This is a genomic window from Phormidesmis priestleyi BC1401, from assembly GCF_001650195.1.
In the GTDB taxonomy this organism is placed as follows: Bacteria; Cyanobacteriota; Cyanobacteriia; order Leptolyngbyales; family Leptolyngbyaceae; genus Phormidesmis_A; species Phormidesmis_A priestleyi_B.
Map to the genome: position 1 here is coordinate 26,452 of NZ_LXYR01000032.1, position 24,589 is coordinate 51,040.

The 24,589-nt window shown below is 49.6% G+C and carries 23 protein-coding genes; 9 read left to right on the top strand and 14 right to left on the bottom strand.

The window, feature by feature from the left end; translation table 11 throughout:
• Positions 1 to 72 precede the first annotated feature (72 nt).
• Positions 73 to 492: a DUF1824 family protein gene (locus A8707_RS16440; protein WP_068818317.1), complete on the top strand. Its 420-nt coding sequence runs from the start codon at positions 73 to 75 to the stop codon at positions 490 to 492.
• Positions 493 to 496: 4 nt separating this feature from the next.
• On the opposite strand, the gene proC is transcribed toward A8707_RS16440, so the two are convergent.
• From proC to A8707_RS16475, 6 genes are all read right to left on the bottom strand, one after another.
• On the bottom strand, positions 497 to 1,309 hold the full coding sequence (proC, locus tag A8707_RS16445; protein WP_068818349.1) for a pyrroline-5-carboxylate reductase: 813 nt from the start codon (positions 1,307 to 1,309) through the stop codon (positions 497 to 499).
• A 90-nt stretch (positions 1,310 to 1,399) separates the two neighbouring features.
• The gene (locus A8707_RS16450; RefSeq protein ID WP_068818318.1) at positions 1,400 to 2,011 is read right to left on the bottom strand and encodes a cell division protein SepF; all 612 of its coding nucleotides are present in this window, start codon (positions 2,009 to 2,011) and stop codon (positions 1,400 to 1,402) included.
• Positions 2,012 to 2,970: 959 nt separating this feature from the next.
• Entirely contained in the window at positions 2,971 to 3,651 is a 681-nt protein-coding gene (locus tag A8707_RS16460; protein ID WP_068818320.1) for a YggS family pyridoxal phosphate-dependent enzyme, read from the bottom strand.
• Positions 3,651 to 3,920 (bottom strand): transcriptional coactivator PipX, encoded by a 270-nt coding sequence (gene pipX / locus A8707_RS16465; RefSeq protein ID WP_068818321.1) that lies wholly within the window; start codon positions 3,918 to 3,920, stop codon positions 3,651 to 3,653. Before pipX ends, A8707_RS16460 begins: the two co-directional genes overlap by 1 nt.
• Before the next feature lie 318 nt (positions 3,921 to 4,238).
• A complete protein-coding gene (locus tag A8707_RS16470) occupies positions 4,239 to 5,285 on the bottom strand; it encodes a fatty acid desaturase (protein WP_068818322.1) in 1,047 nt (348 codons plus the stop codon).
• Between the two features lie 261 nt (positions 5,286 to 5,546).
• On the bottom strand, positions 5,547 to 8,588 hold the full coding sequence (locus tag A8707_RS16475; protein WP_068818323.1) for a hypothetical protein: 3,042 nt from the start codon (positions 8,586 to 8,588) through the stop codon (positions 5,547 to 5,549).
• 430 nt (positions 8,589 to 9,018) lie between these two features.
• Between A8707_RS16475 and A8707_RS16480 the strand changes: the two genes are divergently transcribed.
• The gene (locus A8707_RS16480; protein ID WP_156518650.1) at positions 9,019 to 9,276 is read left to right on the top strand and encodes a hypothetical protein; all 258 of its coding nucleotides are present in this window, start codon (positions 9,019 to 9,021) and stop codon (positions 9,274 to 9,276) included.
• Between the two features lie 69 nt (positions 9,277 to 9,345).
• Positions 9,346 to 12,453 (top strand): phosphoenolpyruvate carboxylase, encoded by a 3,108-nt coding sequence (gene ppc / locus A8707_RS16485; protein WP_068818324.1) that lies wholly within the window; start codon positions 9,346 to 9,348, stop codon positions 12,451 to 12,453.
• A gap of 26 nt (positions 12,454 to 12,479) precedes the next feature.
• On the opposite strand, the gene A8707_RS16490 is transcribed toward ppc, so the two are convergent.
• Complete coding sequence (locus A8707_RS16490) at positions 12,480 to 12,659, bottom strand: hypothetical protein (RefSeq protein ID WP_068818325.1); 180 nt, start codon at positions 12,657 to 12,659, stop codon at positions 12,480 to 12,482.
• 160 nt (positions 12,660 to 12,819) lie between these two features.
• Between A8707_RS16490 and A8707_RS16495 the strand changes: the two genes are divergently transcribed.
• On the top strand, positions 12,820 to 15,117 hold the full coding sequence (locus tag A8707_RS16495) for an NACHT domain-containing protein (RefSeq protein WP_068818326.1): 2,298 nt from the start codon (positions 12,820 to 12,822) through the stop codon (positions 15,115 to 15,117).
• A 27-nt stretch (positions 15,118 to 15,144) separates the two neighbouring features.
• Positions 15,145 to 15,363: a hypothetical protein gene (locus tag A8707_RS28290; protein ID WP_156518652.1), complete on the top strand. Its 219-nt coding sequence runs from the start codon at positions 15,145 to 15,147 to the stop codon at positions 15,361 to 15,363.
• Between the two features lie 114 nt (positions 15,364 to 15,477).
• On the opposite strand, the gene A8707_RS16500 is transcribed toward A8707_RS28290, so the two are convergent.
• Positions 15,478 to 15,723 (bottom strand): hypothetical protein, encoded by a 246-nt coding sequence (locus A8707_RS16500; RefSeq protein ID WP_231948110.1) that lies wholly within the window; start codon positions 15,721 to 15,723, stop codon positions 15,478 to 15,480.
• Between the two features lie 594 nt (positions 15,724 to 16,317).
• Here A8707_RS16500 and A8707_RS16505 point away from each other — a divergent pair.
• Positions 16,318 to 16,557 (top strand): hypothetical protein, encoded by a 240-nt coding sequence (locus A8707_RS16505; protein WP_068818327.1) that lies wholly within the window; start codon positions 16,318 to 16,320, stop codon positions 16,555 to 16,557.
• Between the two features lie 352 nt (positions 16,558 to 16,909).
• Here the strand turns inward: A8707_RS16505 and A8707_RS16510 are convergent, their stop codons facing one another.
• The 3 genes from A8707_RS16510 to A8707_RS16515 all read right to left on the bottom strand — a co-directional run bounded on the left by A8707_RS16510 (position 16,910) and on the right by A8707_RS16515 (position 18,345).
• Positions 16,910 to 17,518 (bottom strand): DUF3318 domain-containing protein, encoded by a 609-nt coding sequence (locus tag A8707_RS16510; RefSeq protein WP_231948111.1) that lies wholly within the window; start codon positions 17,516 to 17,518, stop codon positions 16,910 to 16,912.
• Positions 17,519 to 17,618: 100 nt separating this feature from the next.
• Positions 17,619 to 17,747 carry a hypothetical protein gene (locus A8707_RS26955; protein ID WP_082906395.1) on the bottom strand — a complete coding sequence of 43 codons (129 nt, stop codon included), beginning with the start codon at positions 17,745 to 17,747 and terminating at the stop codon, positions 17,619 to 17,621.
• 100 nt (positions 17,748 to 17,847) lie between these two features.
• Positions 17,848 to 18,345, bottom strand: coding sequence for a Photosystem I reaction center subunit III (locus tag A8707_RS16515; RefSeq protein ID WP_068818329.1), 498 nt, complete (start codon positions 18,343 to 18,345; stop codon positions 17,848 to 17,850).
• A gap of 164 nt (positions 18,346 to 18,509) precedes the next feature.
• Here A8707_RS16515 and tsaD point away from each other — a divergent pair, with 164 nt between their 5' ends.
• Positions 18,510 to 19,577, top strand: a complete 1,068-nt coding sequence (gene tsaD, locus A8707_RS16520) for a tRNA (adenosine(37)-N6)-threonylcarbamoyltransferase complex transferase subunit TsaD (protein WP_068818330.1) — start codon at positions 18,510 to 18,512, stop codon at positions 19,575 to 19,577.
• Here tsaD and A8707_RS16525 read toward each other — a convergent pair.
• The gene (locus A8707_RS16525; RefSeq protein ID WP_068818331.1) at positions 19,541 to 20,119 is read right to left on the bottom strand and encodes a hypothetical protein; all 579 of its coding nucleotides are present in this window, start codon (positions 20,117 to 20,119) and stop codon (positions 19,541 to 19,543) included. The genes tsaD and A8707_RS16525 overlap by 37 nt on opposite strands.
• 98 nt (positions 20,120 to 20,217) lie before the next feature.
• On the opposite strand from A8707_RS16525, the gene A8707_RS16530 reads away from it, so the two are divergent.
• Positions 20,218 to 20,550: a DUF565 domain-containing protein gene (locus tag A8707_RS16530; RefSeq protein WP_068818332.1), complete on the top strand. Its 333-nt coding sequence runs from the start codon at positions 20,218 to 20,220 to the stop codon at positions 20,548 to 20,550.
• 150 nt (positions 20,551 to 20,700) lie between these two features.
• Positions 20,701 to 20,892, top strand: a complete 192-nt coding sequence (locus A8707_RS16535; protein ID WP_068818333.1) for a hypothetical protein — start codon at positions 20,701 to 20,703, stop codon at positions 20,890 to 20,892.
• 66 nt (positions 20,893 to 20,958) lie between these two features.
• Here the strand turns inward: A8707_RS16535 and A8707_RS16540 are convergent, their stop codons facing one another.
• Positions 20,959 to 21,669, bottom strand: a complete 711-nt coding sequence (locus A8707_RS16540) for a hypothetical protein (protein WP_068818334.1) — start codon at positions 21,667 to 21,669, stop codon at positions 20,959 to 20,961.
• A 313-nt stretch (positions 21,670 to 21,982) separates the two neighbouring features.
• Positions 21,983 to 24,547 (bottom strand): peptidase domain-containing ABC transporter, encoded by a 2,565-nt coding sequence (locus A8707_RS16545; RefSeq protein ID WP_068818335.1) that lies wholly within the window; start codon positions 24,545 to 24,547, stop codon positions 21,983 to 21,985.
• Positions 24,548 to 24,589 lie beyond the last annotated feature (42 nt).

The window sequence follows — 24,589 nt, forward strand, 5'->3', positions numbered from 1 at the left end:
TTCTCCCGACCTTTTCAAACTAGACTCAAAAAACGATAGACTCTTTCTCTCGACCTTCATCGCTGATCACTCATGTCTTCCCAAGTTTCCAGTCTGACGATCCAAACTGCACAAGAGCTTCTCAGACAATTTATTTGTCTCGATCGAGAGCCTTCCAGTCCCGAATTGGATTACGCCACCGTTCGAGAAGCGTTGTTCTTAATGGTTGATCGCTCTGACTATCAAATCTTTGGAATCTGCGCAGATAACGCTAGCAAAGGGCAGCAAGCACTTCACAGCTACTTAGCAGCATTGCAGCGCGATGAACGTCCTGAAGTTCAGGCAACCACCGACGACGCAGTGTATATCAAATACAATCCTAAAACGGGACTGTGCAGAGCAGAACCCTATACCGGAAACCATCGAGGCGTGTTGGTTTCCTGCCAGTCTGCTTATGACGACGACATCAACGAGACCTTTGGACATTTACCGATCGACCTGTTTGAGGGTTAGATCTTCAGGATTTCTGTCCCAACTCTCTCGATCGCATCCATGCCGCTTTTACGGCTTCAATCACTGCCGATCGAAAGCCCGCTTTTTCTAACACCGCGATCCCCGCGATCGTCGTCCCTCCCGGACTGGTAACGCGATCTTTGAGTTCGCCAGGGTGAATGCCTTCTTCTTGCAGCAGTTGAGCCGTTCCGCGCACGGTTTGCAGGGCAAGTTTGAGCGCGATCGCTCTTGGCAACCCTGCCGCAACTCCGCCATCTGCTAACGCTTCGACCATCAATGCCACATAGCCAGGACCCGACCCCGACAATCCGGTTACAGCGTCCATCATCGACTCTGGCACATCCACCACGTCGCCAACAGTTCCTAAAATGCGTCGGGCAAGATCTAGGTGATCAGCCTGAACGTGTTGACCAGCCGCGATCGCCGTGATGCCTGCCCCGACTGCTGCGGGAGTGTTGGGCATCGCCCGAATCACAGGCTGTCCTGGAAACGCTGATTCCAAAACACTCAGGGGCGTTCCTGCCAAAATCGAGATCACTAAAGCTGACGGGCTACGATCGCAATCCGATAAACCCGCCGCGACTTGTTCAAAAGCTTGAGGCTTGATCGCGAGAAAGAGAACCTCGATCGCGCGCGCAGCGACCTGATTGTCCCCCGTGACCTGTACTCCGTACTGCTGCGCTAAAAACTCTTGCCGTTTAGCCTGTGGCTCACTCACCACCATGTCGCCAGGCAAATAAACCTGCCCAACGACAAGACGGGACAACAGGGCTTCCCCCATCATCCCGCCGCCAATCATTCCAAATTTAGTAGACAAGGTGAGTCCCCAAAAAATCAAGTTTCAGTCAGGCATCGGGTATCAGGTGCAATCATTTACAGCATCATCCTGACTCCTGATCCTTAGCCTCTATTGGGCTGCTCTGACTGACTCGGTTGCCCATGCAGGAGTCGGGGCTGCGGGACGTGCGGGACGCACAGGTTGAGGTTGTGGCACTTCATGAATGACACCCGTTTGAGTGCTAACTTGAACACAGCTAGGCGTGAAGAGGAAGATGCTTTCGCCAATGCGCTCTTGATGACCATCAATCGCGTAGGTGCCACCCGCCACAAAATCAACTGCTCTTTGCGCTTGGTCAGGGTCCATGATCGTCAGGTTTAACACGACTGACTTACGCTCACGCAAGGCTTGAATGGCTTGGGGCATTTCTTCAAAAGTGCGGGGTTCCATCACCACGACTTCTGAGATACCATTAGCGGCTCCGGGCATTCCAATCACGTTATTCATGCTGTTGTTCACACCTGTTGCAATAGGGGTAGTTTCGGGATTAGTGGCGACGCGATCGCGGAACCGTTGCCGACGTGCGCGGCTTTCTTCATCAGCGATCGGAGCAGGAACCGGATTCTCTTCTTGATAGAGAGTCTGATATTCCTGTCCATCCATTTCGTCATACTCATATTCATAATCTGCTTGTTCGTTCAAGCCGACAAAATCACGCAGTTTGCTGAAGATACTCATCATTTAAGCTCCATTACACTTTCAAGGGAGAACATTGGAAGACCAGATTTTAACCACTGAGGTAGCAAACGATACAGCCGGACTCAGGTTTTATTAGACGGCAGCAATGAAAGTCTGAGTTAACGCATTTACGCTTAATCGTAAGGACTAAATTTCTGATTTGCAACTCAGGAAGTCTATCACATTACTGTTGAGAATTAATGAATAAATAATATACCTCTAGGTCGCAAATTTGAAAGCCCCTATGAACTTTTTTTGCTATCTCAGTCATTATTCTATCGGCTAGTTCAACTTTTGAATCACTCGATCGTTGATTTCTACAGTCAGCTAACCCAGATATCCTGTAAATCTTTGCATAGAGGATTTTCTATAAAGTAGACCTCAGATGGATCGTGAGCAGAGATTCTTGATAATGTCCCCACAATGAGTAAAATCTTGCCATGAAGCAGAGCTTTAAAGCTAGATTTTTTCAACTGTTTGATCAACACAATCAAGGTTAGTTTCAACGTTGTAGAAACCAAATTTATGACTCAACGCTGGCTTGAAAAATGGAGTGAGATAGATTCAGTTGGTTCAACCTTATTTCAATCCGCTTAAAACGTTAGTTTCATCACTTCTTGAAGTTGAGTGACCTGAACGAGCCATCTAGGTCAACTAAGATACCACCTTTTGCTACATCGAACAATTCTTTTGGCGTTAAGTTCAAAAAGTCCTACAGCCCAGCATCAGAGATATCTTTATTGCTCATAGATGACTCACGAGTTAGTCGCAGTTGAACAATAAGTAAGCGAGTAGAGTTGAAGATAAAGTAGCTGTAGGTTAGATTGAGGCATGAAGCCCAACACTACAAATAATTGCGCCTACCTACTTAGTTGCTGATACAACAGTGCCAGTGATTACTCACCCATCTGCATCGACTGCTAAAAGGGTTGAGGGTTAAACCGTACCCTGATTCGCTAGACTCAACGTTGCAAATCTCCATATAAAATTCGTCCGGGTCGAATCATAGTGGCTCCCGATCGGATTGCCAACAGATAATCTTCGGACATGCCCATTGAGAGTTGGTCTAAATAGAGTCCCTCTATATTCAGTTGTTGAATCTTAACCGCAAGTTCGCGAGTTTGCACAAAAAGATTGAAAATTTCTGTAGATTCTAGACCGAGGGGCGCGATCGTCATCAACCCTCGGATGTCTAAATGCTTACAGTCACTCAACTGAGGCAGATCTGCCAATAGGTCTGCCTCAGTCCAGCCAAATTTATTGGGGTCAGGAAGCAGTTTAACCTGCAGACAGATTTGAGGTTTGTGGGGGCGATCGACGGCAAGTTGATTGAGTCGCTGCGCTAGTTTCAAGCTATCGACTGAATGAATCCACTCAAACTGCTCTAGGGCTTTCTTTGCCTTGTTTGCTTGCAGATGCCCGATCAAATGCCAGGTAACATCGGTCAAGTCTTTAAGTTGTTCTTGTTTGACTTCGGCATCTTGAATGCGGTTTTCGCCAAAGTCTCGCACCCCGGCGGCATAAGCGATCCGCATCACCTCAGCAGACACTTGCTTAGTGACTGCCACAATGCGAACCGTGTCAGGAATAGTTTCGCGGAATCGAACGATTCGATCTTTGAGCGAGTCAGAATCAACAGCCATCATTGAAACGTGCGTTTGTGAATGATCTGAAGCTGATCGTACTCCTGAGACAACCTAGTCCGACGCAGCATTCGCAGCCGATTTTCGACCAGCACTTTAGACTCGGTGCGGTTAATTGGTTCAAACTCGATGCCATCGCCGCTGTTTGAGACGATGAAAAAGAGTCGCTGGGCATAGAGAGTGCTAAATAACTCTCGCTTGTCTTCTACCGAACACACTCTGAACAGCAAACCAAATGTGGGGTGATTTAGATAGGTCTCAGTGCTCATTCAGAATTGGCTCAACAGGGTATCTGGAGAATAAGATTGCGATCGGGCTGAAGTGAATAACAAATTGTAATGAATATCTTCAGCTTTGTGAGTAGTAAATTCTAATTCGTTCTTATTTTGCTTTCTATGCGATGAGAGCGATGATTTTTGTAGCAGACATTACAGATTATAAATGTCACCGTGACGGTTTATAAATTCGTCTACATCTGTTATCTCTATACTTCGTGTAAAGATATCTGCAACCATTAAAAGCGCAAAACCTGGAAGTTTTACCGCCAGGTTTCGCACTTTTTGAGTTAAACGCGATCGCTCTCTAGATCACCGTTTGCTCTGATATTCCTCAAACGATTGATAGGCGTAAGTGGGGTGATAAAGATGGCACTTATCCGTAATCTGCTTCATTAGCTTCCAAGAGAAGTGATGCTCTTGCAGCGAATTTCCCCACGTCTTTTGCAGGCTGCGGTGCGCGAGTCGCAAATTATAAGACGGAATCGCCGTTGATAGATGGTGAGGAATGTGAACATTAATGTGATGGCAGAGAAACTCAACCCAAAACGGATATTCACAGTGAACGGTGCCAAATAGCTGCGCTTGAGCCGCATCCCAGTCTTCTGGCTCAGAAAAGTGAATGTCGGGCAGCGTGTGATGCACCAGCGTAAAGGTGCTCATCCAGAAGTGATAAACCAGCCAAGGCACCAGCCAAAATTTGACAAATCCCCAAATCCCAGTCGTCGCAATTAGGGTCGGGAAGACGATCGCCGCAAACAACACGACAACCGCGATCGAGACTTTCACTTTGTCGCGATCTTTCGGCTCATATTGAGACAGATCAAAGTGAATAATCCCCCAATGCAAAATCGAGGCTAGCCACCACAAACGACCGCGCATGTGTTCATAACCAACGCGCCGAACGGTGCCAAACTCGTCATAGACCTCTGGGCGAAAGGGCTGCCACGCGTTATCCACATCCATTTTGTTGGTGTGGTTGTGGTGTTGGTTGTGCAAAATGCGCCAGCAGTGGAACGGGTAGATCAGCGGTGCCATAAAGATATGACCCACCAAATCATTAACCCATCTGCGCTTTGCAAACGATCGGTGCCCACAGTCGTGAGAAATCACAAAAAACCCGGTGAGGGCAGTGCCCGTAAACACCCAGGCGAAAGGAAGCAAAAACCAGGGCGATGTCTGAATTGCCCAATAGCCGAGACCCACCATCAAAACATTGACCAGCACCATCGTCCAGGCTTTTTGCATATTGCGCTGAAAGCTTTCGCGGGGCAGAGTTTTGAGAATATCTTTGAGACGGAGCTTTGAACCAGTGAGATCGAGAGCCGGATTGTGAGACTGGATGGTCGGTGCTGTCATGAATGGATTTTTTCCTCCGAGTAGTGTTCGGAACGCACAGAAAAACCTGCCTAGCTGTGAGCAGGTCTTTTGCCAACGGGCTGGCTGCACGATCGCACCTCTAAGGTGGACAAGTTTTTCAAAAACTTATCGTTGGCTAGAGGCAATGCAGTGTTGTTTGTAACAAAACCTTAATCGTTATATCACAATTCGATAACGCTCTAGCGAAAATTTATAAAGTTGAAGCGCGATCGTGAACACAATCCTTTTGATACCCAGCAATCAACGTTTTATCCAAGGAATCAGAGGATCTTTTGCAATGTGATCAGACACCGCAAACGCGCCATATCGATTTAGGTGGCTGGGGTCAGAGAAGAAGTCATTTTCCATCTTCCATTCTTCCCCCAAGTTGCGGTAAGTAAACCCCAACTCAGCAGAAGCACGTAGCATGTATTGCTGAAATGCCTGCTCATGCTCTCGGCGCACCGAGTCAAGATACTCCCCTGACAGCGGCAGATTGATGAACACGAGAGGAATCTTTCGGGACTGAGTAAACTTTGCGAGAGAGGCGATCGCCTCAGCCTGTCCGCCCTCTAATCGAAAATCGGCATAGTCACCGTCACTGTTGCCCGCCACTCTAGAATATTTCTGATAATAGGTTGCTGGGTTGAATCGATTTGAGATCGGCAAAAAGCCATTGACATCAATTAATCCCTGTCCGTCTTGAGCGATCGTCAGATCAGCGTCGTGATCAGCACTCGGAGTTAATTTAAGCCCAGATGCGACCTCGTGCTGAAAGAGCGTTTTGAGTGATTCTCGCTGATTATAAGTGCTAGAAAGATTTGCCAGCGACTGATTTAGCCAAGTGTTGACTGCTTGATAGCTGTCTGCCACAACAGAATTAGTGGATGAAATCGTTCCTAATGACTGAGTTAAAGAGGATTCAGGAACGGGAGTCGGAACCGCTGCGATCGCGGGCGGAGATGGATCATTCGGGAGTTTCTTAAAGCCCTGGGAGACGGCGATCGCATTATAGGTGACATCGACGCGCCCGCTATTGAGCGCTCGTGAACCATCTGCCCAGATGATCATTTTGGGCATTTTTTCGGCAGGTAAGATGCGGCGCACAATCAAATCAATAACCTGGGCGGTCGCTCCATTCACCCCAAAGTTAAAAACCTTTAAGCCAGAGTAGCCCTGAGTCGCCAACGCTTGCTGCAACGCAGTCGGATCGATGCCTCGCATGGCTCTAGAACTGCCCATAATCAGCACATCTGGCGCACCCGACTTCTCAACATATTGACGATAGAGAACCAGCTTTTCGTCCAGTTGACGGGCGTTGAAGGTGGGATAGGGCGATCGAGCCGCATCCACCACAGCTTTCTGCTGAAGTTGAGCAGCCGCAAGCGCTTTAGCGATCGGAGCCTCGGCGATCGAGTTCGGCGATGGGCTGCGATCGTCCGTAGAGAGAACGGTTTGCCCTGACTGAGTAAAGCCAGACCCATTAAAGGCTTCTCCGCGACCAATACCAGGTTTTTGTAGGGACAACTGAGGCAACTTGATTTCGTCTGAGACATTAGGAGACGGAGAAACCACTGCGATCGGAGTCGGTTTCATTGGCTCAACGGTTGGCTTGAGAAGTTGTCCTAAAATCCAATCAGACTGGACGGTGAGCAAGAGACCGAGCGTTCCCCACACAAAAGCAAGTTTTGTAGGGTGAGAAATCCCCGGTTTTGCGTCTAACGTCCGGTTACTAGAAGCTGAAACGACAAATAGCTGCGATCGAGTCAACAGTCCCTGCACCGATTCGAGCAGCCGACTGAGAGCAGCTTGCAGATCATTGGAGGTTAAGTCCGATCGGCGCGTCAGTTCACCCGATTCGGTCAGCAAGTCACCCACATATTCATCTGAAGCGGCAAATTCTGGAGTGGCGGCGGGCACTAAGCGATCGCGAACCCCAAAATCAGCTCCATAGCTCCAAGCGGGGCGCACTTGTCCGGCTCTGCGCCCATAGATTCTCACCCCTGCAACCCCTGGAATATCGAGCGGTTTGAGAAACTGAGCGACCGCTGTTCCGACCCGATTTTGAGGAGGGCACAGCGGCGCGTCTGCCATGATGTGCAGCAGATCTTCTTTTTGCCGGACTTGAATGCGAATGCCTCCAGTAGCAAGTTGGCGATCGAGATCGGGGTTAAGCAATCGAGTTAAGAGATACGCGATCGCCGGAATGTCTCCTTTCTCTGCCAGCCAGTGAGTTGAGTCAGCCAACGCCGTATGAATAGAGGCGGGTAAATTGAGCCACTCGACCCATGCAGGGGTGTCATCTGGGGCTGTTTTGTCTCCTTGTCCTGCGGTGGCTCCATAAACCGTGGCAGACTGAATGCCCTGAGGGGCGATCGCGTTAAGCAACGGCTGGATAGCCGCGATCGCTCGTTTCTGATCAGGAGCAGGCGACCCCGTGCAGGAAACGTGAAGCGTCGTGTCCTTCAGCGTTGCAGAAGCGCGAATAGTTTCGTCACAGGTGCGATCGAGCAGCCGAGAAATTGCTTCAGCGTCTCCCCAGCGCGCCCATTCTTTGAGCATCTCATCGGGAGGAGTCAGATCTACGCGCAGCGTCCATTCGGGCTGGGGTTCTCCGTGAACTTGGCTAAAGACGATCGCGTCTTGAAAGCCTGACAACTCTAAATCACGCAGCTTTTGCGCGATCGATTCTGCCATCAGAGACGCATCGGGGCTGTAGATAGACTCGCACATCACCCAGAGCCGCGAGTGGTCGGGCGTGCCTTGTTGCGACGGCACCATTTTTACAGTCGCCCGGACTGCGACCCCTAACGCGTTGAGAAACTCACTCAGATAACGAGCGATCGCATCCGGTCGCCCCTGTTTGGCAAGTTGAATATTGGCGATCGCCAGCGAAGAGGTTGGAGTGTCATCGGTTAGAACAGACCTGGCAACCGATGCTCCTTTTTGCAGCTTTTCTAGGTAGCGATCGAGTTGATTGAGATAAATCACGTCTGCCCACGCGGGGCGCACCTGACCCAGCGATCGCCCATAGAGCAAGACCTGATAGACTTGAGGCTGACTGTTAGGAACAAATCGCTCTAGATTTGTCTCGGCGAGAGCGCGAACGACCCGAAGCAACAGCAGCGATCGGAGTGGGCACTCCTGACCTTCGCACAAGATATACAAGTTATTACCCCGCAAGCGTACCTGCACTCGCACCTGCGGTAAGTCAATGACCTGATCAAGCCACTGAACTAGAGTCGTGGGTCTGTTTTTTACAGGTCTCGTCGAGGAGGGCGGGCGCTCAGGTACGTTCAACATCAGAAGCGGAATTCCTTGTGGTGGGTCAGACGGCTCATTTTGCTCTCCGAGGTTTGCACACTCGGCTCTACTTTTTCACACTGATTTTCGTTTTCACCGAGCTTTTCTTTGATATGGTAAGCAAAAGTTAATCAATTCACGCAACAACGAGCTAGGAATTCAGACTGTAAGTCTGTAAACTTGCTAGGCTAAACGCAATACACGAATAAACGGATAGATCTACGACGAGTTGGAGCTTTGAGAAGCAAATTGACTCCTCTAGTTTCGGTCTCTCATGATACTGTCCCAGGTTCAGATTTAAGATACGACTACTTGAGTCTTTCGTAGGCTGAAATCTTAGAGATTCTAGTCTAGAAATCAACAATTTCAACTATTCTTTGAGAAATTGCAGCCATATCTCGCCATTTTGCCCCCTACTCAGGAAATCTTGATGGAATCATCTGACCCAAAATCGCGTCCGATCGAGTCGCAGACCCGTCTCAACTCACTAATCGATCCCGAAATTCTAGTTGGGCTAGCAGTGGTGCCTATATTGATAGGCATGGTTGGAGTTCGAGCGATCGTCGATGGGCTACAGGAACTTGGATCGCTGAGTGAAGAGATTTTTAGAGGCGATCGATTACCTGTTTTAGACGTTTCAAATTCACAACCCCCCGAAGGTTCTCTAAGACAAACTCAGAATAATTGAATGGTTCGCGACTATTAGAATCAAATATTTCCTCGTAAGATTGTTGAATCTCTCTGCTGGAACCGCTTTATGAGTTCGACCCGTCCCTCTCCCGAAGAATCCTCTTTCGGAATCGCTACAGAAGCCAACGCAGTGCCAGATATATCATTTGACGATGGAGGGGTCATCACCTCCGACCTCTTTCTTCGCCATCGCATCAAAATTGTCGAAGACTTGTGGGAAGCGGTTTTGCGACAGGAATGCGGTCAGGAACTGGTCGATTTGCTCAATCAGTTGCGCGAGATGTGTTCGCCCGAAGGTCAGGCAACGACGTTTGCCGAGTCGGACGTGCTGCAAATCGTTGAAAAGCTCGACCTCAATGAGGCAATTCGGGCGGCTCGTGCCTTTGCGCTCTACTTTCAGTTGATCAACATCGTCGAGCAGCACTACGAGCAGCGAGATCAACAGCAGCAATATCGGGCGGCTCGTGAAGCGTTGCCTGCGCCATCTGCCGCTAAACATGACTATGGGCAGTTGCCTGAGACGACCTCTAGCCTAGAAGCCGACTTGCTCGAAAAGAGTATGCACAACAGCAATCTGCGGCGAGAAGTCGGGACGTTTCACTGGCTGTTTCCCAAGTTAAAGCGGCTCAACGTTCCGCCTCAGCAGATTCAACGGCTGCTTGATCAGTTAGATGTCTGGCTCGTGTTTACGGCGCACCCGACTGAGATTGTCCGTCACACCATTCGCGACAAACAGCGACGCATCGCCAAGGTTTTGCGAGAACTCGATCGCGTCGAAGATAACCTCAAATCGATGGGTCTGTCATCCTCATGGGAAGCCGACTCGCTGCGAGACCAGCTTACCGAAGAAATTCGGCTCTGGTGGCGTACCGACGAACTGCACCAGTTCAAGCCCACCGTTCTCGATGAAGTCGATTACACCCTGCACTACTTTCAGGAGGTGCTGTTTGATGCGATCCCCCATCTTTATCAGCGCTTAAAACAAGGCTTGCACTCGTCCTTTCCAGGAATGCAGATGCCCCGCTATAACTTCTGTCAGTTTGGCTCGTGGGTGGGTTCCGATCGCGATGGCAACCCTTCGGTTACGCCCTATGTCACCTGGCAAACCGCCTGCTATCAGCGGCGAATGGTGCTAGAGAAGTATATTCAGTCGCTCGATCGCTTGATTGATTTGCTGAGTCTATCGCTGCACTGGAGCGACGTATTGCCCGACTTGCTGGAATCGCTAGAGCAAGACCAGCAGCGAATGCCCGATGTGTATGATCAACTCTCTGTTCGCTATCGTCAAGAACCCTATCGCTTAAAGCTGTCCTACATTCAAAAGCGGCTGAGAAACACGCTGGCTCGCAACGAGCAGATGTATAACAGTGATCCCCTGCCTCAAGAGATTCCTGATTATGACGAAGCGACAGTTTACTGCTCTGGCAAAAACTTTCTCGCAGAACTGCACCTGATTCAGCGCAACTTGGGTGAAACAGGGCTAACCTGCCGAGACTTGGAGCACCTGATCTGTCAAGTCGAAATCTTTGGCTTTAATCTCGCCCACCTCGACATTCGCCAAGAAAGCACGCGCCACGCCGACACGCTCAACGAGATTGCCGACTATCTCCAGGTGTTGCCCAAGCCCTATAACGAGATGTCAGAGTCCGAGAAAACAATCTGGCTGGCAACCGAGCTTCAGACCCGCAGACCCCTGATCCCCGGTGAGTTGCCCTTCTCAGAAAAAGCGCGGGAAACGATCGCCACGTTCCGCATGATTCGCAAACTTCAGCAGGAGTTTGGACTCGACATCTGCCGCACCTATATCATCAGCATGAGCCACGAGGTCAGCGACATGCTAGAGGTCTTGCTGCTGGCAAAAGAAGCCGGACTCTACGATCCCGCAACCGGAATCAGCACGATACAAGTGGTGCCTCTCTTTGAGACGGTAGAAGATCTGCTGAAAGCGCCTTCTGTTTTGACCGACATTTTTCAGCTTCCTTTCTATCGGGCAATGCTATCGGGAGGCTATGCCAAGAGTGAGGGAGCGGCGATCGACGCACCTCAAGATTCGTCTGCCCTTCTACACAACGCGTCGCTGCAAGAAGTGATGTTGGGCTACTCCGACAGCAACAAAGACTCAGGCTTTCTCAGCAGTAATTGGGAAATCCATAAAGCACAACAAGCGCTGCAAACCATTGCTGACCAGCATGGAGTCGCCCTGCGGATCTTTCACGGTCGCGGCGGTTCAGTCGGTCGTGGGGGTGGTCCTGCCTATGAGGCGATCTTGGCGCAGCCCGGACGCAGTGTGAACGGACGAATCAAGATTACTGAACAAGGCGAAGTTCTAGCATCGAAGTATTCGCTTCCAGAGTTAGCGCTATACAACTTAGAAACCGTGACAACTGCGGTGATTCAGGGCAGCTTGCTGCGAACCGGGTTTGACGACATTCAGCCCTGGCACGAAATCATGGAGGAGTTAGCGGCAAAATCGCGGACTCACTATCGGGGGTTGATTTATGAGCAGCCTGACTTTATTGATTTCTTTCATCAAGTGACTCCGATCGAGGAAATCAGTCAGCTTCAAATCAGTTCTCGCCCTGCCCGTCGCGGTGGAAAGAAAGATCTGGCAAGTCTCCGAGCGATCCCGTGGGTGTTTAGCTGGACACAAAGCCGATTTTTACTGCCGTCGTGGTATGGCGTTGGTACTGCGCTGCAAGGCTTTTTGGCAGAGCATCCTGAAGAACACTTAAAGCTACTGCGCTATTTCTATCTCAAGTGGCCCTTCTTTAAGATGGCGATCTCTAAGGTCGAAATGACGCTTTCAAAGGTCGATCTGCAAATCGCAGGTCACTACGTTCGAGAACTCACGCAACCCGAAGATCGCGAACGATTTGAACCCGTCTATCAGCAGATCGTCAGCGAATATTATCTGACTCGCGAACTGGTGCTGACCATCACCGAGCACAAGCGCTTGTTAGATGGCGACCCCGAATTGCAGCGATCGGTGCAGCTTCGCAACGGCACGATCGTCCCCCTCGGATTTCTGCAAGTCTCGTTGCTCAAACGTCTGCGTCAACACAAAACGTTTGCAGCGGCTGGCGTGGTGCGATCGCGCTACAGCAAAGGCGAACTGCTGCGGGGCGCACTGCTGACGATCAATGGCATCGCTGCGGGAATGAGAAACACGGGTTGATTCGGTAGAGACACCCATACTAGAGGTCACTCCTTGCGGTTCTTGAGGAGTGACTGACTGCCGACGAGAAAAATTTGGTTGGTGGTGTGACCTAAGTCTGTTTGGGGTTGGGTCGGGTTGGGAAGTGTGGCGAGGTAGATTGAGGTTGCGCCAGCTACGACGGTGAGGGTGGATGCGATCGCAGATCGAAGATTGAAAGGCTTCATGGTTGAATGCTGGGTTGACGACTCCTTGAGTTTGTCAAAAGCCTTATGGGGTCTGATGTTCAGCGATGTTCAGCCAATGTCCAAGATTGTTCAGGGATGTCCAGGATTGTTCGTGTATGTAGAATAGTGGATGTGCTGAAACAATTACGTGGCGGGATGAATGGAGCGATCGCGGAAGCTGGCGCTAACTAATTGGACAAAAGCGAACGATGCTTTAAATCTGCACTTCGAGGGTAATAAGTCAAAGCTGGCGACGCATCTTAAAAAGAAGTCCCGAACTACGATTACGGCATTTTTTAGCCAAGAGTCTCTGAGCGAGCCTGAGTTTCGTAAGATTTGCTTTGCCTTGCGGTTGAATTGGCAAGAGGTTTCTGCGGTAGAGACACTCGCACCAACTCAAAGTGAGAATGACCAGATTGAACAGGTACGATCGCGCTGTTGTAAAAAGATTCTCTACCAACACAGCACAATTCAACTTCTAAATCAGACTGAGATTGGTGTCGATCAGCTTTATGTTGATGTGTGGCTGCTCGATCGCTCTCCCCGCACGTTTCAGGTTTCAGAATCCACGTTGTTGAAGTCGTTTGACTTGCGGAACGATCGATTGGGGTTGGGCGATCGCGTCAAACGTAATGAAGGAATGGCAGTTGCACACGCCAACGCTAGACTGCTGATTCTCGGAAAACCGGGAGCAGGGAAAACAACGTTTCTCAAGCATTTAGCAGTAGATTGTAGCAATGACAAATTTCAGCCGAAATTGATTCCGGTGTTGATTGAGTTACGGAAGATTCGATCGATGGGATGGAATTTACTGGATGCGCTTTCGGAAGAATTAGGTGTGGACAATCAGCGAACACAAACCCTGTTAGAGCAAGGCAGACTACTGATTTTGATGGATGGATTGGATGAAGTGCCCACAAATAGCTTTCGCCGCAACGTGCAGGAACAACTTCAGAGCCTTGCTCAAGAGCCGAAGCATTCGGGCAATCGGTTCATTTTGACTTGTCGCACTCAAATTATTGAGATGATTCCACAGGGCTTTAATTCAGTAGAGGTCGCGGACTTTAACGATGAACAAGTCAAGAAGTTTGTCGAAAATTGGTTTTGTGCCAGTGGGCGCAATGAAGCGGAGATTGCTCAACACTGGCAAGCCTTCTCGGATGCAACGAAAAAGAATCCATCACTGAATGAACTGACAGTTACACCTGTGCTGTTGAGTTTGATGTGTTTAGTGTTGCAGGATGCAGGAGAGTTGCCATCTCAAACAGCTTCGCTTTATCGCAAGGGAATTCGACTGCTGTTGGAGAAGTGGAACGATCGTAAAGATATCGCTGAATGGGAGATTGGAAAGGAAGTCTATCGGAAATTGAGCATCGATCAAAAGGAAGCACTCTTGATCGAAATTGCGGCTCGGAAATTCGAGAATCCGGGGAACTTTGTGCTGTTTGAGCAGCAAGACTTGGCACAACAGATTGCTAACTTTCTCAAGCTTGTAGATGCACAAGAAGGGGAAGCTGTGTTGAAAGCTATTGAAGCGCAGCATGGATTGCTAGTGGAAAGAGCCGATGAATTGTGGTCGTTTTCTCATCTCACCTTTCAGGAGCATTTCACGATTCAATGGCTCACTAAACTTTCGCCTGAGCAATTAGCTGAAAAGATAGCGGACAAGCGGTGGCAGGAGATTGTTAAGCTAGCAGTTGAATCCCAGCAGCCAGCAGATCGACTGCTGCGCTTAATCAAACAAGCGATCGATCACTCCGTCTTACAGGATGCGAAATTACAAGAATTTCTTACTTGGATTCAGAGCAAAACTGAATCTACAAAAGTTGACTACAAATCGGCTGCGATTCGGGCACTCTATTTTGCTTTTACTCTTGATTTTTCTTGCAATTTTTCTCTTGACTACGCTCTTGAATTTTCTCTTGATCATGCTCTTGAACTTACTCTTAATCATGATCTCGAATTTGCTGTCGATCTCACCCTTGCTCATTCCCTTGCTCTCGTTAGGGTTCTCAATCATGCCCTCGGCATTGCCCCCGACTTCGAGGTTGACCCAGACCTAGATCTCTACCTTAATCGACCTCTTACTCGTGCTCACACTCGCGCATACGCCCTTGACCCTATATTGGCGAATAAACTGGAAAAACTGAGGATACAACTGTTGGAACACGTCGGTCAAGACAGTGGTTCTTTGAAACGATGGTGGAATTGTAGCAGTCATAAATGGGTAGCAGAATTGCGACAGACTATGATTGAACATCGCAACATTGGGCACGATTGGCAGTTTACTAAATTACAAGAACAGGCTCTACAGCGCTACTATGATGCCAATAGATTCCTTATTGAACTGCTTAAGAAACCTGGAGCCGTCACTGACACAGTGCGCCAAGAAATCGAAGACAATCTGCTGCTACCCATTGCTGAACTCAAGCGCCGATCGCCAGACCAGTATTCATAACTGACAGCTTAATAGGATGTTGAAGGCGTGAGTCTATCACTCTTGCATCTCGCGATCGCTAATAACCTACTTCCAGCGATCGTCAACTCAAGAAGGCTACAGCGTAAGTCAATTCAGCAAAAGCGTTCTTTAGAAATGCGAAAGCGTAAGTCGATTCCGCAAAAGCGTTCCTTACAAATGCGAAAGCTTAACTCGATTCCGCAGAAGCGTTTCTTACAAGTACGAAAGCTTAACTCGATTCCGTAAAAGCGTTCCTTACAAATGCGAAAGCTTAACTCGATTCCGCAGAAGCGTTCCTTACAAATGCGAAAGCTCAAGTAATTAACCAAGCATTTCTATCGTCTCATTGCCTTGAAATTTTTACGGTTGCGATCGCTGAGCTAACAAGCAATCTTCAAAACTGAACGCCTCTTCATCTAGAAAAGAGGCGATCGCCATTTCTACGACTTCCTCGATCGAGCAATCCAATTCAGCCGATTTCTCAGTTAGAGCCACTTTCACATACTCAGGCACATCCTTCAAAAATCGCTGAACCGTCTCTGATGAAAGATGGTGTGTCGTTAGGAAATTCATCGGTTTCTCAGAATCATCCTGTGCTTGATCCATCAATGCTTGAGCTTTAAATGAGCAGTCGCAACACTTTACACGAGAAAGTCCTAATCCAGTTGCACCAGCCTCTTTGCTGCGGTTCTGTCCCGCCCGTGAATGGAATTCCGGGCTAGCGGTGCGAAGTCCGTTAAAACGGACTGAATCCCTCAAATCCCCTCTTCCAGTCCCTTCAGTGGACTTCGCACCGTTAGACGGTGATTAAAAATCACGGGCGGGTGAGTGCTAGAAACGAGGGAGTTTTAATCAGATGCCAGATCTCAGCTAATCCAGATGTTTATAACACTCGCCGATACCAGCCATTCATCCGATCGCTCCCTCCCAACGATGACTTGACACCAACCTAAAAATACCTCTACGCTAACGAGTTAAGTTGCCATCACAGTTATATCGGGCAACTGTATCCCCAGAAATCTAGCCGCCATCCAATACTGTTATCAGCAGCACTGGATGACTATTCCCCCAAGCTGTCGTAGCCAGCATGGAGACTTAGTGTGGAATTTTAGCATTCCGCCTAGCCATCCTGCATCGTTACATCTGCGGGGTGGCTAGGTTTTTGGGTTTCCTTCCCCCAACACACCGAGGAAACCCCCAATGAACTACAACATCCGTCAACTGTTGCCGATCGAGCCGACCCAAAGCGAGAACGAATCGATTCGATTTATCCTAATCGGCAGTCGCGATTGGATCACCGAGACGATTCACACCCTGCATCATCTTGGATTTGCCGAAGCTAGTTTATGGAGTCCGAACACGGAGTGTAGCGAAGCTTCCGTTCCGGTTCCCAACTCGACCGAAGCGATGGCATTGCTCAAGCGAACCCGATCGCGATAGCAGCGTCGCACTTCAAGTCGGAGTGTTCGTTCTCAGCAGTCACCCGATCGCAGGCGTTTGGCACCCGATCGGGCGACTTCTGTAAGAAAACGCCTCCCTTTGGCACCCGATCGCGCGACTTCCATAAGAGAACGCCTCCGTTTGGCACTCGATCGCGCGTGTCTTCTTATCGATCGAGCACGTTTAGCAGCAAAACGCACGAGATTAGCACCCGATCGCCTTCCAACACCATCCGCAGTGGAATGATTTTGAAGGACATTGAAATTTAGCGGAAGTTTTAGGGGCACGATCGCTGCCTTTCGCGATGTTATCGTTGAGCGATCACTATAGAAGACTTCTTTGAGCTTTAATCCTATTCGCGACGCAACTCTTCGGGGATGCCGATTGCAGAAATCCCCGCGATCGCTCTTAGGCTTTGACCTCTCAACAGTTCAATGAAACTGAGCGGACGTTTTTCAAATTGAGCGACAGACTCGATCGCAGACAGCAAAGATCTAGCAGCATCGGTTTCAGAATAGCCGCGTCGTTGAGCGACTTGAAGGGCGCGCTCGTCGGCATCCAACTCGATGCTAGTGCTGTGGTTGTTGCGCCAAATTTGAGTGGCTGCGATCGCGCTCAGCGCACTGGCTACAGCAACACCCACAAAGTCCTGCTGCATCAGTTCTACGCCTGTGCCTAACAACCCTGCGGCAACAAGTCCAAAATTGAGGTTGGGCTGAAACCATTTGACCGCACCCAACCAACTGACCGTCCGTAAAATGAGTAAATCTCGCTGAGATCGAGACAGACGACTCCAAAAATCAAAATTAATGTAGATCGGACGATCGCGCATCCACGGCATTGGCAGTGGAGCATCAATCACTAATCGCTGCTCTGGCTTGCTGATCAATTTGGTCGTCATTCGTCCAGAGGCTGGCATCACATCCAGCAGGCGACGAATTTCTGGCTCTGGGTTCATCATTTCCTGATTTTAAGGCACCGGGAATCGATCGAGGGTAATCGGGCTAACCCTTTTGACGAAAGTCTTTAGGAAGTCTCAGTTACCCTCGATCGATCGATGCTCACTGACCCAAAAACAGCAGGTCGGGGTAAACCGAGTTAATCAAAATAAACACGGTGAGCGTAAGACTAGTAAACAGCACCGCTAACACAGGAGCGTTAGACAAATATTTTAAGAAAGCAGATGACATATTGAAACCTCCTAAGAAAGTAATTCACGCATTTTGGGTTTTGGAGCTTGAGTCAACGGTCTCGCTAAGAACGCCACCAAATGACTCAAATACCGACTTCTTAGCGAGGCGAAACCGTGATTTTGGAATCATCTTCCTGAAGTTCACCCGTAAGAATCTGCTTGACAAAAGTCAAAGGCCAAAACAGAGCAGCAATGAAGCTTTGAATCGCAACAGGCACGTCGATTTGAATCTCTTTAGACTCATTGATGCCATTTTTATGAACGGTTTGCAGATAGTTGCGACCTGCCCAACCTAGCCAACCAGCCAGATATAAAAACAGCACGCCCGGAATAATAAACTCGCCTGCATGATTGAGATGACCATCTGCAATCAGATGAGGCAAGCCGTCAACTTTGCCGCATAACAAACCCGCATCTGCATATTTTTGAAACCGCTCTGCTGCCGTTGCGCTGACGGAATCTTTAGCGCGTTGAGCAAACGCCGCAGAATCACGGCAAGGCACGAGTAACCCAGACACGTCTGAATCAGCCGAGGCAGAAGGAGCAGCCCCAAACCAAAGGGCAAAAACGAGCATTAAAGCAAACAACTGTCGCATGGAATTGTTTCCCTTTATTAAGAAGAGTGAACAGTGCAAAAAGATGAGACTTCTTGCAGAACTGGATTCTCTAAACCGTGCAGCGTTCCAATGGTAATTAGACCTGCACAGACAGAGTTTAAGCTACTGTTGAATAGCCCATTCCTTAAAAAAATTAGCAGCAAATGGCAACGGTTTTAGCAATTGAAACAAGTTGTGACGAAACAGCCGTAGCGATCGTTAAAAATCGTCACGTCATGAGCAGCATTGTGTCGTCTCAGATTGCCATTCATCGTCAATATGGCGGCGTAGTGCCAGAGGTGGCTTCGCGTCAGCACGTCGAAACCGTCAATCAAGCGATCGCGCAATCTCTAACCGACGCGAAACTCGATTGGTCAGAAGTGGACGCGATCGCTGCCACTTGCGCTCCAGGATTGGTCGGCGCACTGTTAGTTGGGTTGACTGCCGCAAAGACGCTGGCACTCGTTCACCAAAAACCTCTAATTGGCGTTCATCATCTAGAAGGGCACATCTACGCCTCTTATTTGACTGACCCGACGCTAGAGCCGCCTTTTCTCTGTTTGCTAGTGTCGGGTGGACACACGAGTCTGATTTATGTCAAAGAATGCGGCATCTACGAGATTTTGGGACAAACCCGCGACGATGCGGCAGGAGAAGCCTTTGATAAAGTGGCTCGACTGCTGAATTTAGGGTATCCAGGAGGTCCGATTCTCGATCGTCTCGCTGCCGAGGGCAACCCCAAAGCATTCCCACTGCCAGAAGGAAAAGTTTCGCGTCCAGAAGGCGGATTTCATCGCTATGACTCTAGCTTTAGTGGCTTAAAGACCGCTGTGCTGAGGCTGACGCAAACACTTCAGCAAGAGGGTCAACCGCTACCCGTGAATGATATTGCGGCTAGTTTTCAGGCAACCGTTGCCAAAGCGTTAACTAAACGAGCGATCGCCTGTGCTTTAGATTATGGATTGGACACGATCGTAGTGGGCGGTGGCGTAGCGGCAAACAGCGGACTTCGGCAACACCTGCAAGCAGCGGCAAGTCAGCACAATCTGCGAGTGCTGTTTCCCCCAATGAAGTTTTGCACCGACAACGCGGCAATGATTGGCTGTGCAGCAGCAGAGCATTTTGAGAAAGGGCACATCTCCCCTCTGACGCTAGGAGCGCAGTCGAGATTGCCCGTGTCAGATGTGATGACGCTTTATCGCTCTAGCGCTAACTCCCACTCTGCTAACTGACCGTTCCAAGTCGGTTGAGCCGTTTCTCCCACCACATAGGGTCCCCAATAGCGCTGAGAGCCGTCTTGAGCAAAGGCGACCAACACATCGCCTTTTTTGAGCGTCACGGTGCGGTTTGGCAAAGATACTAACAAGCCTTTTTCGCTGCCTTCGTTGGGCGAAAAATCCCAGTGAGAGGGAGAGTCAAAGCCAGCAGGTGTCACTTCCCCAGATTTGGCATTTGTGCTTTTAGGTTGACGACTCAATAAAGCCACCCGCAGAGGATGCTCCGATCGATTGCTCACCCGTAAGGTGCCCTGACGTGCCGCTGCCATTGCGGGATCAATTTTGTCGATCGGGGACGCAGTGCTCGAAGTCTGTCCGTTATTCTTAGCGAGTTTTGGCTCGCCTGTTTGAGACGGATCGGTTTTAATCATCGGGATCGAGTCGGGGGCTGTCACGGCGACTTCAATCTGAAATCGTCTCAGCACCAGCCATCCCCCAATCAGCAGCACTGCTGTAAATAATGCAATTTTGGTCGCAGGGTTTCCTTTTACCTTCATTTCTTTTATCGACCCCGCATCTTCTTCTACTCTAGTAATAGCAATCCCTGAAGCGATCGGGGAAGAAATCTTTTGGTAGTTGAGTCTTCACCCTCTGTATGCAAAATACTCGCCTAAATGATCTTGTAGGAGTTGTGACGGGTCAAATCGGTCAATTGTTTCAAAATCCGTGGCGGCGCGCGTCGCTGCTGGTGATTAGTCTGCTTTTCGGCTTTTATTTGGGCACAGCCATTTCAACCACGACGGGGCAACAGGCACAGTTAGATATTGTTGTCGCGACCATTTTAGTGGTGCTGACTGAAAGCGTTAGTCGGATTATTTATGGAGGAAGCGATCGAGTGCGGCGATCGCTTCCCGCACAAATCATCAATATGCTCAAAATCGGCATAACTTACAGCCTGTTTATCGATGCTTTGAAGTTGGGCAGCTAGGGAAGGATTGCAGACTTTTCAAACTGATGGACTAGAAATCCTCACCTCAGTTGACAACCGTTTAAGATAATCAATGGGTACATTCTCTACTGCGCGTTTGCAAGAGATTGCCTGATAATTAGCCGAGCGTTGAGAATTGGAGACGAGAACATGGAAGTAAACTGCGCTGAAGCCTGCAAAAACGGATGCATCTTAGGCGATGATTGTCCCAACACCGAATATAAAGAGCAAACAGCCAAATTTATTCAAGAAACTTCGCTCGACCAAATGATTGCAATGGCAGAAGAAGCCGCTCGCAAAAGGCGAACGGCTCCTCCCCAATGGATCTTGCCCGAAGACTAAGTTCTGTTTAGATTCGCTATTCAAATCCCCGGCTTTGTTGAGATTGCAGAGTCGGGGATTTTTACCTCAGCGAGTGACCGCGATCGGCACTCCTCGAAAGGCAACTGTCTCAGGAATCTGTAAATCAATGCGGTTCAGATCTTGAGGAACACGCAGCATCACCGTCACATCAGCCGACTCACCTGGACGCAGACCGTAAAGCGACAGAGCCTTTCCAGAAGGAGTTTGGAAATCGAGAGTTGGGTAGCGCCTATTGGTTCGGGAATTGATGGCAACGGTTTGAGCCAGATTGATATCTCCGAGTCCCTGCACTTGCTCGTTCACGCGCCGAACACGCATCTTTAGGTTCACTACATTTGAGTTATTTGCCCCGCTGACTCGATCGACCGACAGCAGTTCAATCTGTCCGGTTCCTCCATACACAGGTTCAACAAATCGACCTGGCTCCACACGTTGCGCGATCGGAGGCAGATTACCCGGAGGCGCAGACGATTGGCTAAGCGGTTTAGGCGTAGAGTTAGCTGCTGACGCAGGCGCTGGACGGTTGGTTGTCTGCTGCATTGCCTGCACTTCTCGACGTGCCCTGACTCCTTCAACCATTGCTACACCGCTAAAGAAGAATGACACGATCGAAAACAGCAAGGCTAACCCGGTTGCTGTATCGGCGACTAGATTGCCTGCGCCTTCCCTGACTCCACCAACACTTGGGCGGCTCGAACGTCGATCGATATCCCGCCCTTGAGATTTGGGACGCTCAAGGTTTCGTTCTTGCACCATGATGATTACCCCGAAGTGTTGTGTTCTTCAAGGCTACGGAAAATGTTAGATTTTTTACTCCCTCTTAAGGGGAGTCACAATAGCTTTCTCCTCCGTTTGTAGCAGACAATCTGATCGATTCAGTAAACAACGTACCGAACCAATTGGGTCATTGGAAACTCACTTTTAACTCTAGAGAGCAACAGTTCCACTGGCAAAGGTTGAAACAATGTGCGGGAAAACCACTGCCTTTCTTGAAATAATTTATCAGCCGAGAACCGCATGACGTTCAGGTTTTTCAACCTAGTTTCGGGTCTTTTTGATCGTGTCTTCATTACACCGACGCTTGCTGACGCTGATAGAGCGACCAATATAAACCCTTCGATCGTAGCAACTGCTCATGAGTGCCTTTTTCAGCAATCACGCCTTTCTCCATCACGAGAATGAGATCAGCCCGTTTGAGCGGCGCAAATCGGTGAGCAATCAGAAACACGGTTTTGCTTTCCGCCAGCTTTTGCAGATTTTGCAGAACTTGCTGTTCAGTTTCGCTGTCTAGGGCACTCGTCGCTTCATCTAAAACAAGCATCGGGGCATCCGAGAGAAACAGTCGAGCCAGCGCAACTCGTTGCCGTTGTCCGCCCGACAGTGCCGTGCCGCGTTCTCCCACACTCGTTTCATAGCCGTGCGGAAGTTCGCTGATAAAATCGTGAGCGACCGCCAAACGAGCCGCTTCGACCACCTGTTCTGCACTCACATCAGGACGACCCAGACTAATATTTTCTAAAACGCTGCCGTTGAAGAGAAAATCTTCTTGCAGCACGACTGCCATTTGGCTGCGAAGTGAGTGCAGGTCAGCGCTCTTAATATCAAAGCCATCCACCAGAATGCGCCCTGACTCAGGCTGATAAAGTCGCTGCAAAAGTTTAGATAACGTACTTTTACCCGAACCACTGCGCCCGACGACACCGACCAGCATTCCCGGTTCAGAAGTAAACGAGATGCCTTTCAGCACAGGTTCTTGCTCAGGGTTGTAGCGAAAAAAGACTTGATCAAATGTGGTTTGACCCTTGAGCGGAGGCAGCACCAAACCTGATCCGGGTTCTGCTTCAGGGGCAACGTTGAGAATGTCACCAATGCGATCGACCGACAGCAGCACCTGCTGCAAGTTTTGCCAAAGCTGTACGAGGCGAAGCAGCGGACCCGTCACCCGTCCTGACAGCATTTGAAACGCGACTAGCTGACCGACGGTTAACTTTTGTTCGATTACCAGATGGGCACCAAACCACAAAATCAGTAAATACGACAAGTTGGTGAGAAAATCACCCAAATTATTGCTGATGTTAGACGTTGTGGATGCTTTAAAGCTGGTGCGAATGTAGCGCGCAAATAACCCTTCCCAGCGATCGCGCGATGCCTTTTCTGCCGAGTGCGCCTTGACCGAGTGAATTCCTGTAATCGTCTCAACTAAAAAAGACTGACTATCGGCACTGCGGTTAAACGTCTCATTGAGCCAGTTTCGCAAAATCGGGGTCGTGGTCAACGTCAACGCCGCATAGAGCGGCAAAACTGCGAGGGCGATCCCCGTGAGCGGAACGCTGTAGAAAAACATCAACGCTAGATAAACCACCGCAAAGAAGCTATCTAGAATCACCGTGAGAGCCGTTCCGGTCAAAAATTGGCGAATGTTCTCCAACTCCTGCACGCGTGCAACAGTATCGCCGACTCGTCGCGCCTCAAAATAAGCCAGAGGCAACCGCATCAAGTGACGAAAGAGTTGAGCCGATAGACTCAAATCCAATCGCCGCGCCGTATGTGTAAAGATAAACAGCCGCAGAATTCCGAGAACCGCCTCAAACACCGCCACCGATAGCAGCGCGATCGCCATCACATCCAAAGTGGGAATGCTGCCCTGCACCATCACTCGATCGATGACGACCTGAGTGATCAGAGGCGTTCCCAACCCCAAAAGCTGCAAGGTAAATGACGCAAACAGCACTTCACCCAGCAAGCCTTTATAGCGCCAAATCGCCGGAAGAAACCAGCTTAAGTTAAACCGTTCCTGTTTTTGAATTGGCTCAACTTGCCAAAGCTGCCCATCCCAGTGCTGTTGAACCGCCGATCGGTGAATCGCCTCACAGTTCATGGTTGGGTTGATCGGGTCAGCGACAATCAAGCGATCGCCGCGCACCCCATACACCACTACCCAATGTGGCTCAACTTGAATCGATGTCCCCTGCCTCCTGTCCGATGGCTCTTGTCTCTCCCACAGGATCATTGCCGGAAAAGTGAGCAGCCGCAAGCTCTGCCAATTGGTCTCAATCCGACGAAGCTGTAGCCCCAATTTCTCAGCCGCATCGACGACATTGGTTGGACGCTGCCCGCGAAGCTGACGCTGCACCCAATCCATCTGAGCCGGATTTTGCAAATGGTTAGACACCATCGTTAGACACGCGGCGGCGGTGTTCATTCCCGCTACAAACGGAAAGCCCTCGACAGGTCGAGCCGAGTTGTCGCTTTCTGGCTGATAGCGAGTGCGCTGAATTGCCCAAAAGCGATCGATATTAGATGAAGACAGCGATGACCAATGACTCGCCGTCCATTGCACAATTTGCACATCATTGCTGGCGGCTCGTGCCTTCCAGCCCGGTAGCTCTAGCAGATCGCCCACCCACTCACCGGGTTGCAGCAGCAGCGATCGCCCATCGTCGGCAACAAGGCGCACCTTGCCCACCAGCACAATAATCTGCACATCGGGCGTTTCGTCTGACCAGAGCAACTCTCCAAGCTTACAGCGCCGGATTTCAGCTTTGGTCTTAAATTGGATCTGCTGTTCTGGGCTGAGGAACGACAGGGGCGGTGATTCCCAGGGCAGATTTGCAGCAATGTCATTGGTAATCATGGGGCTTTTACATCAACATTAAATGGGGTCAACTCGAATTTT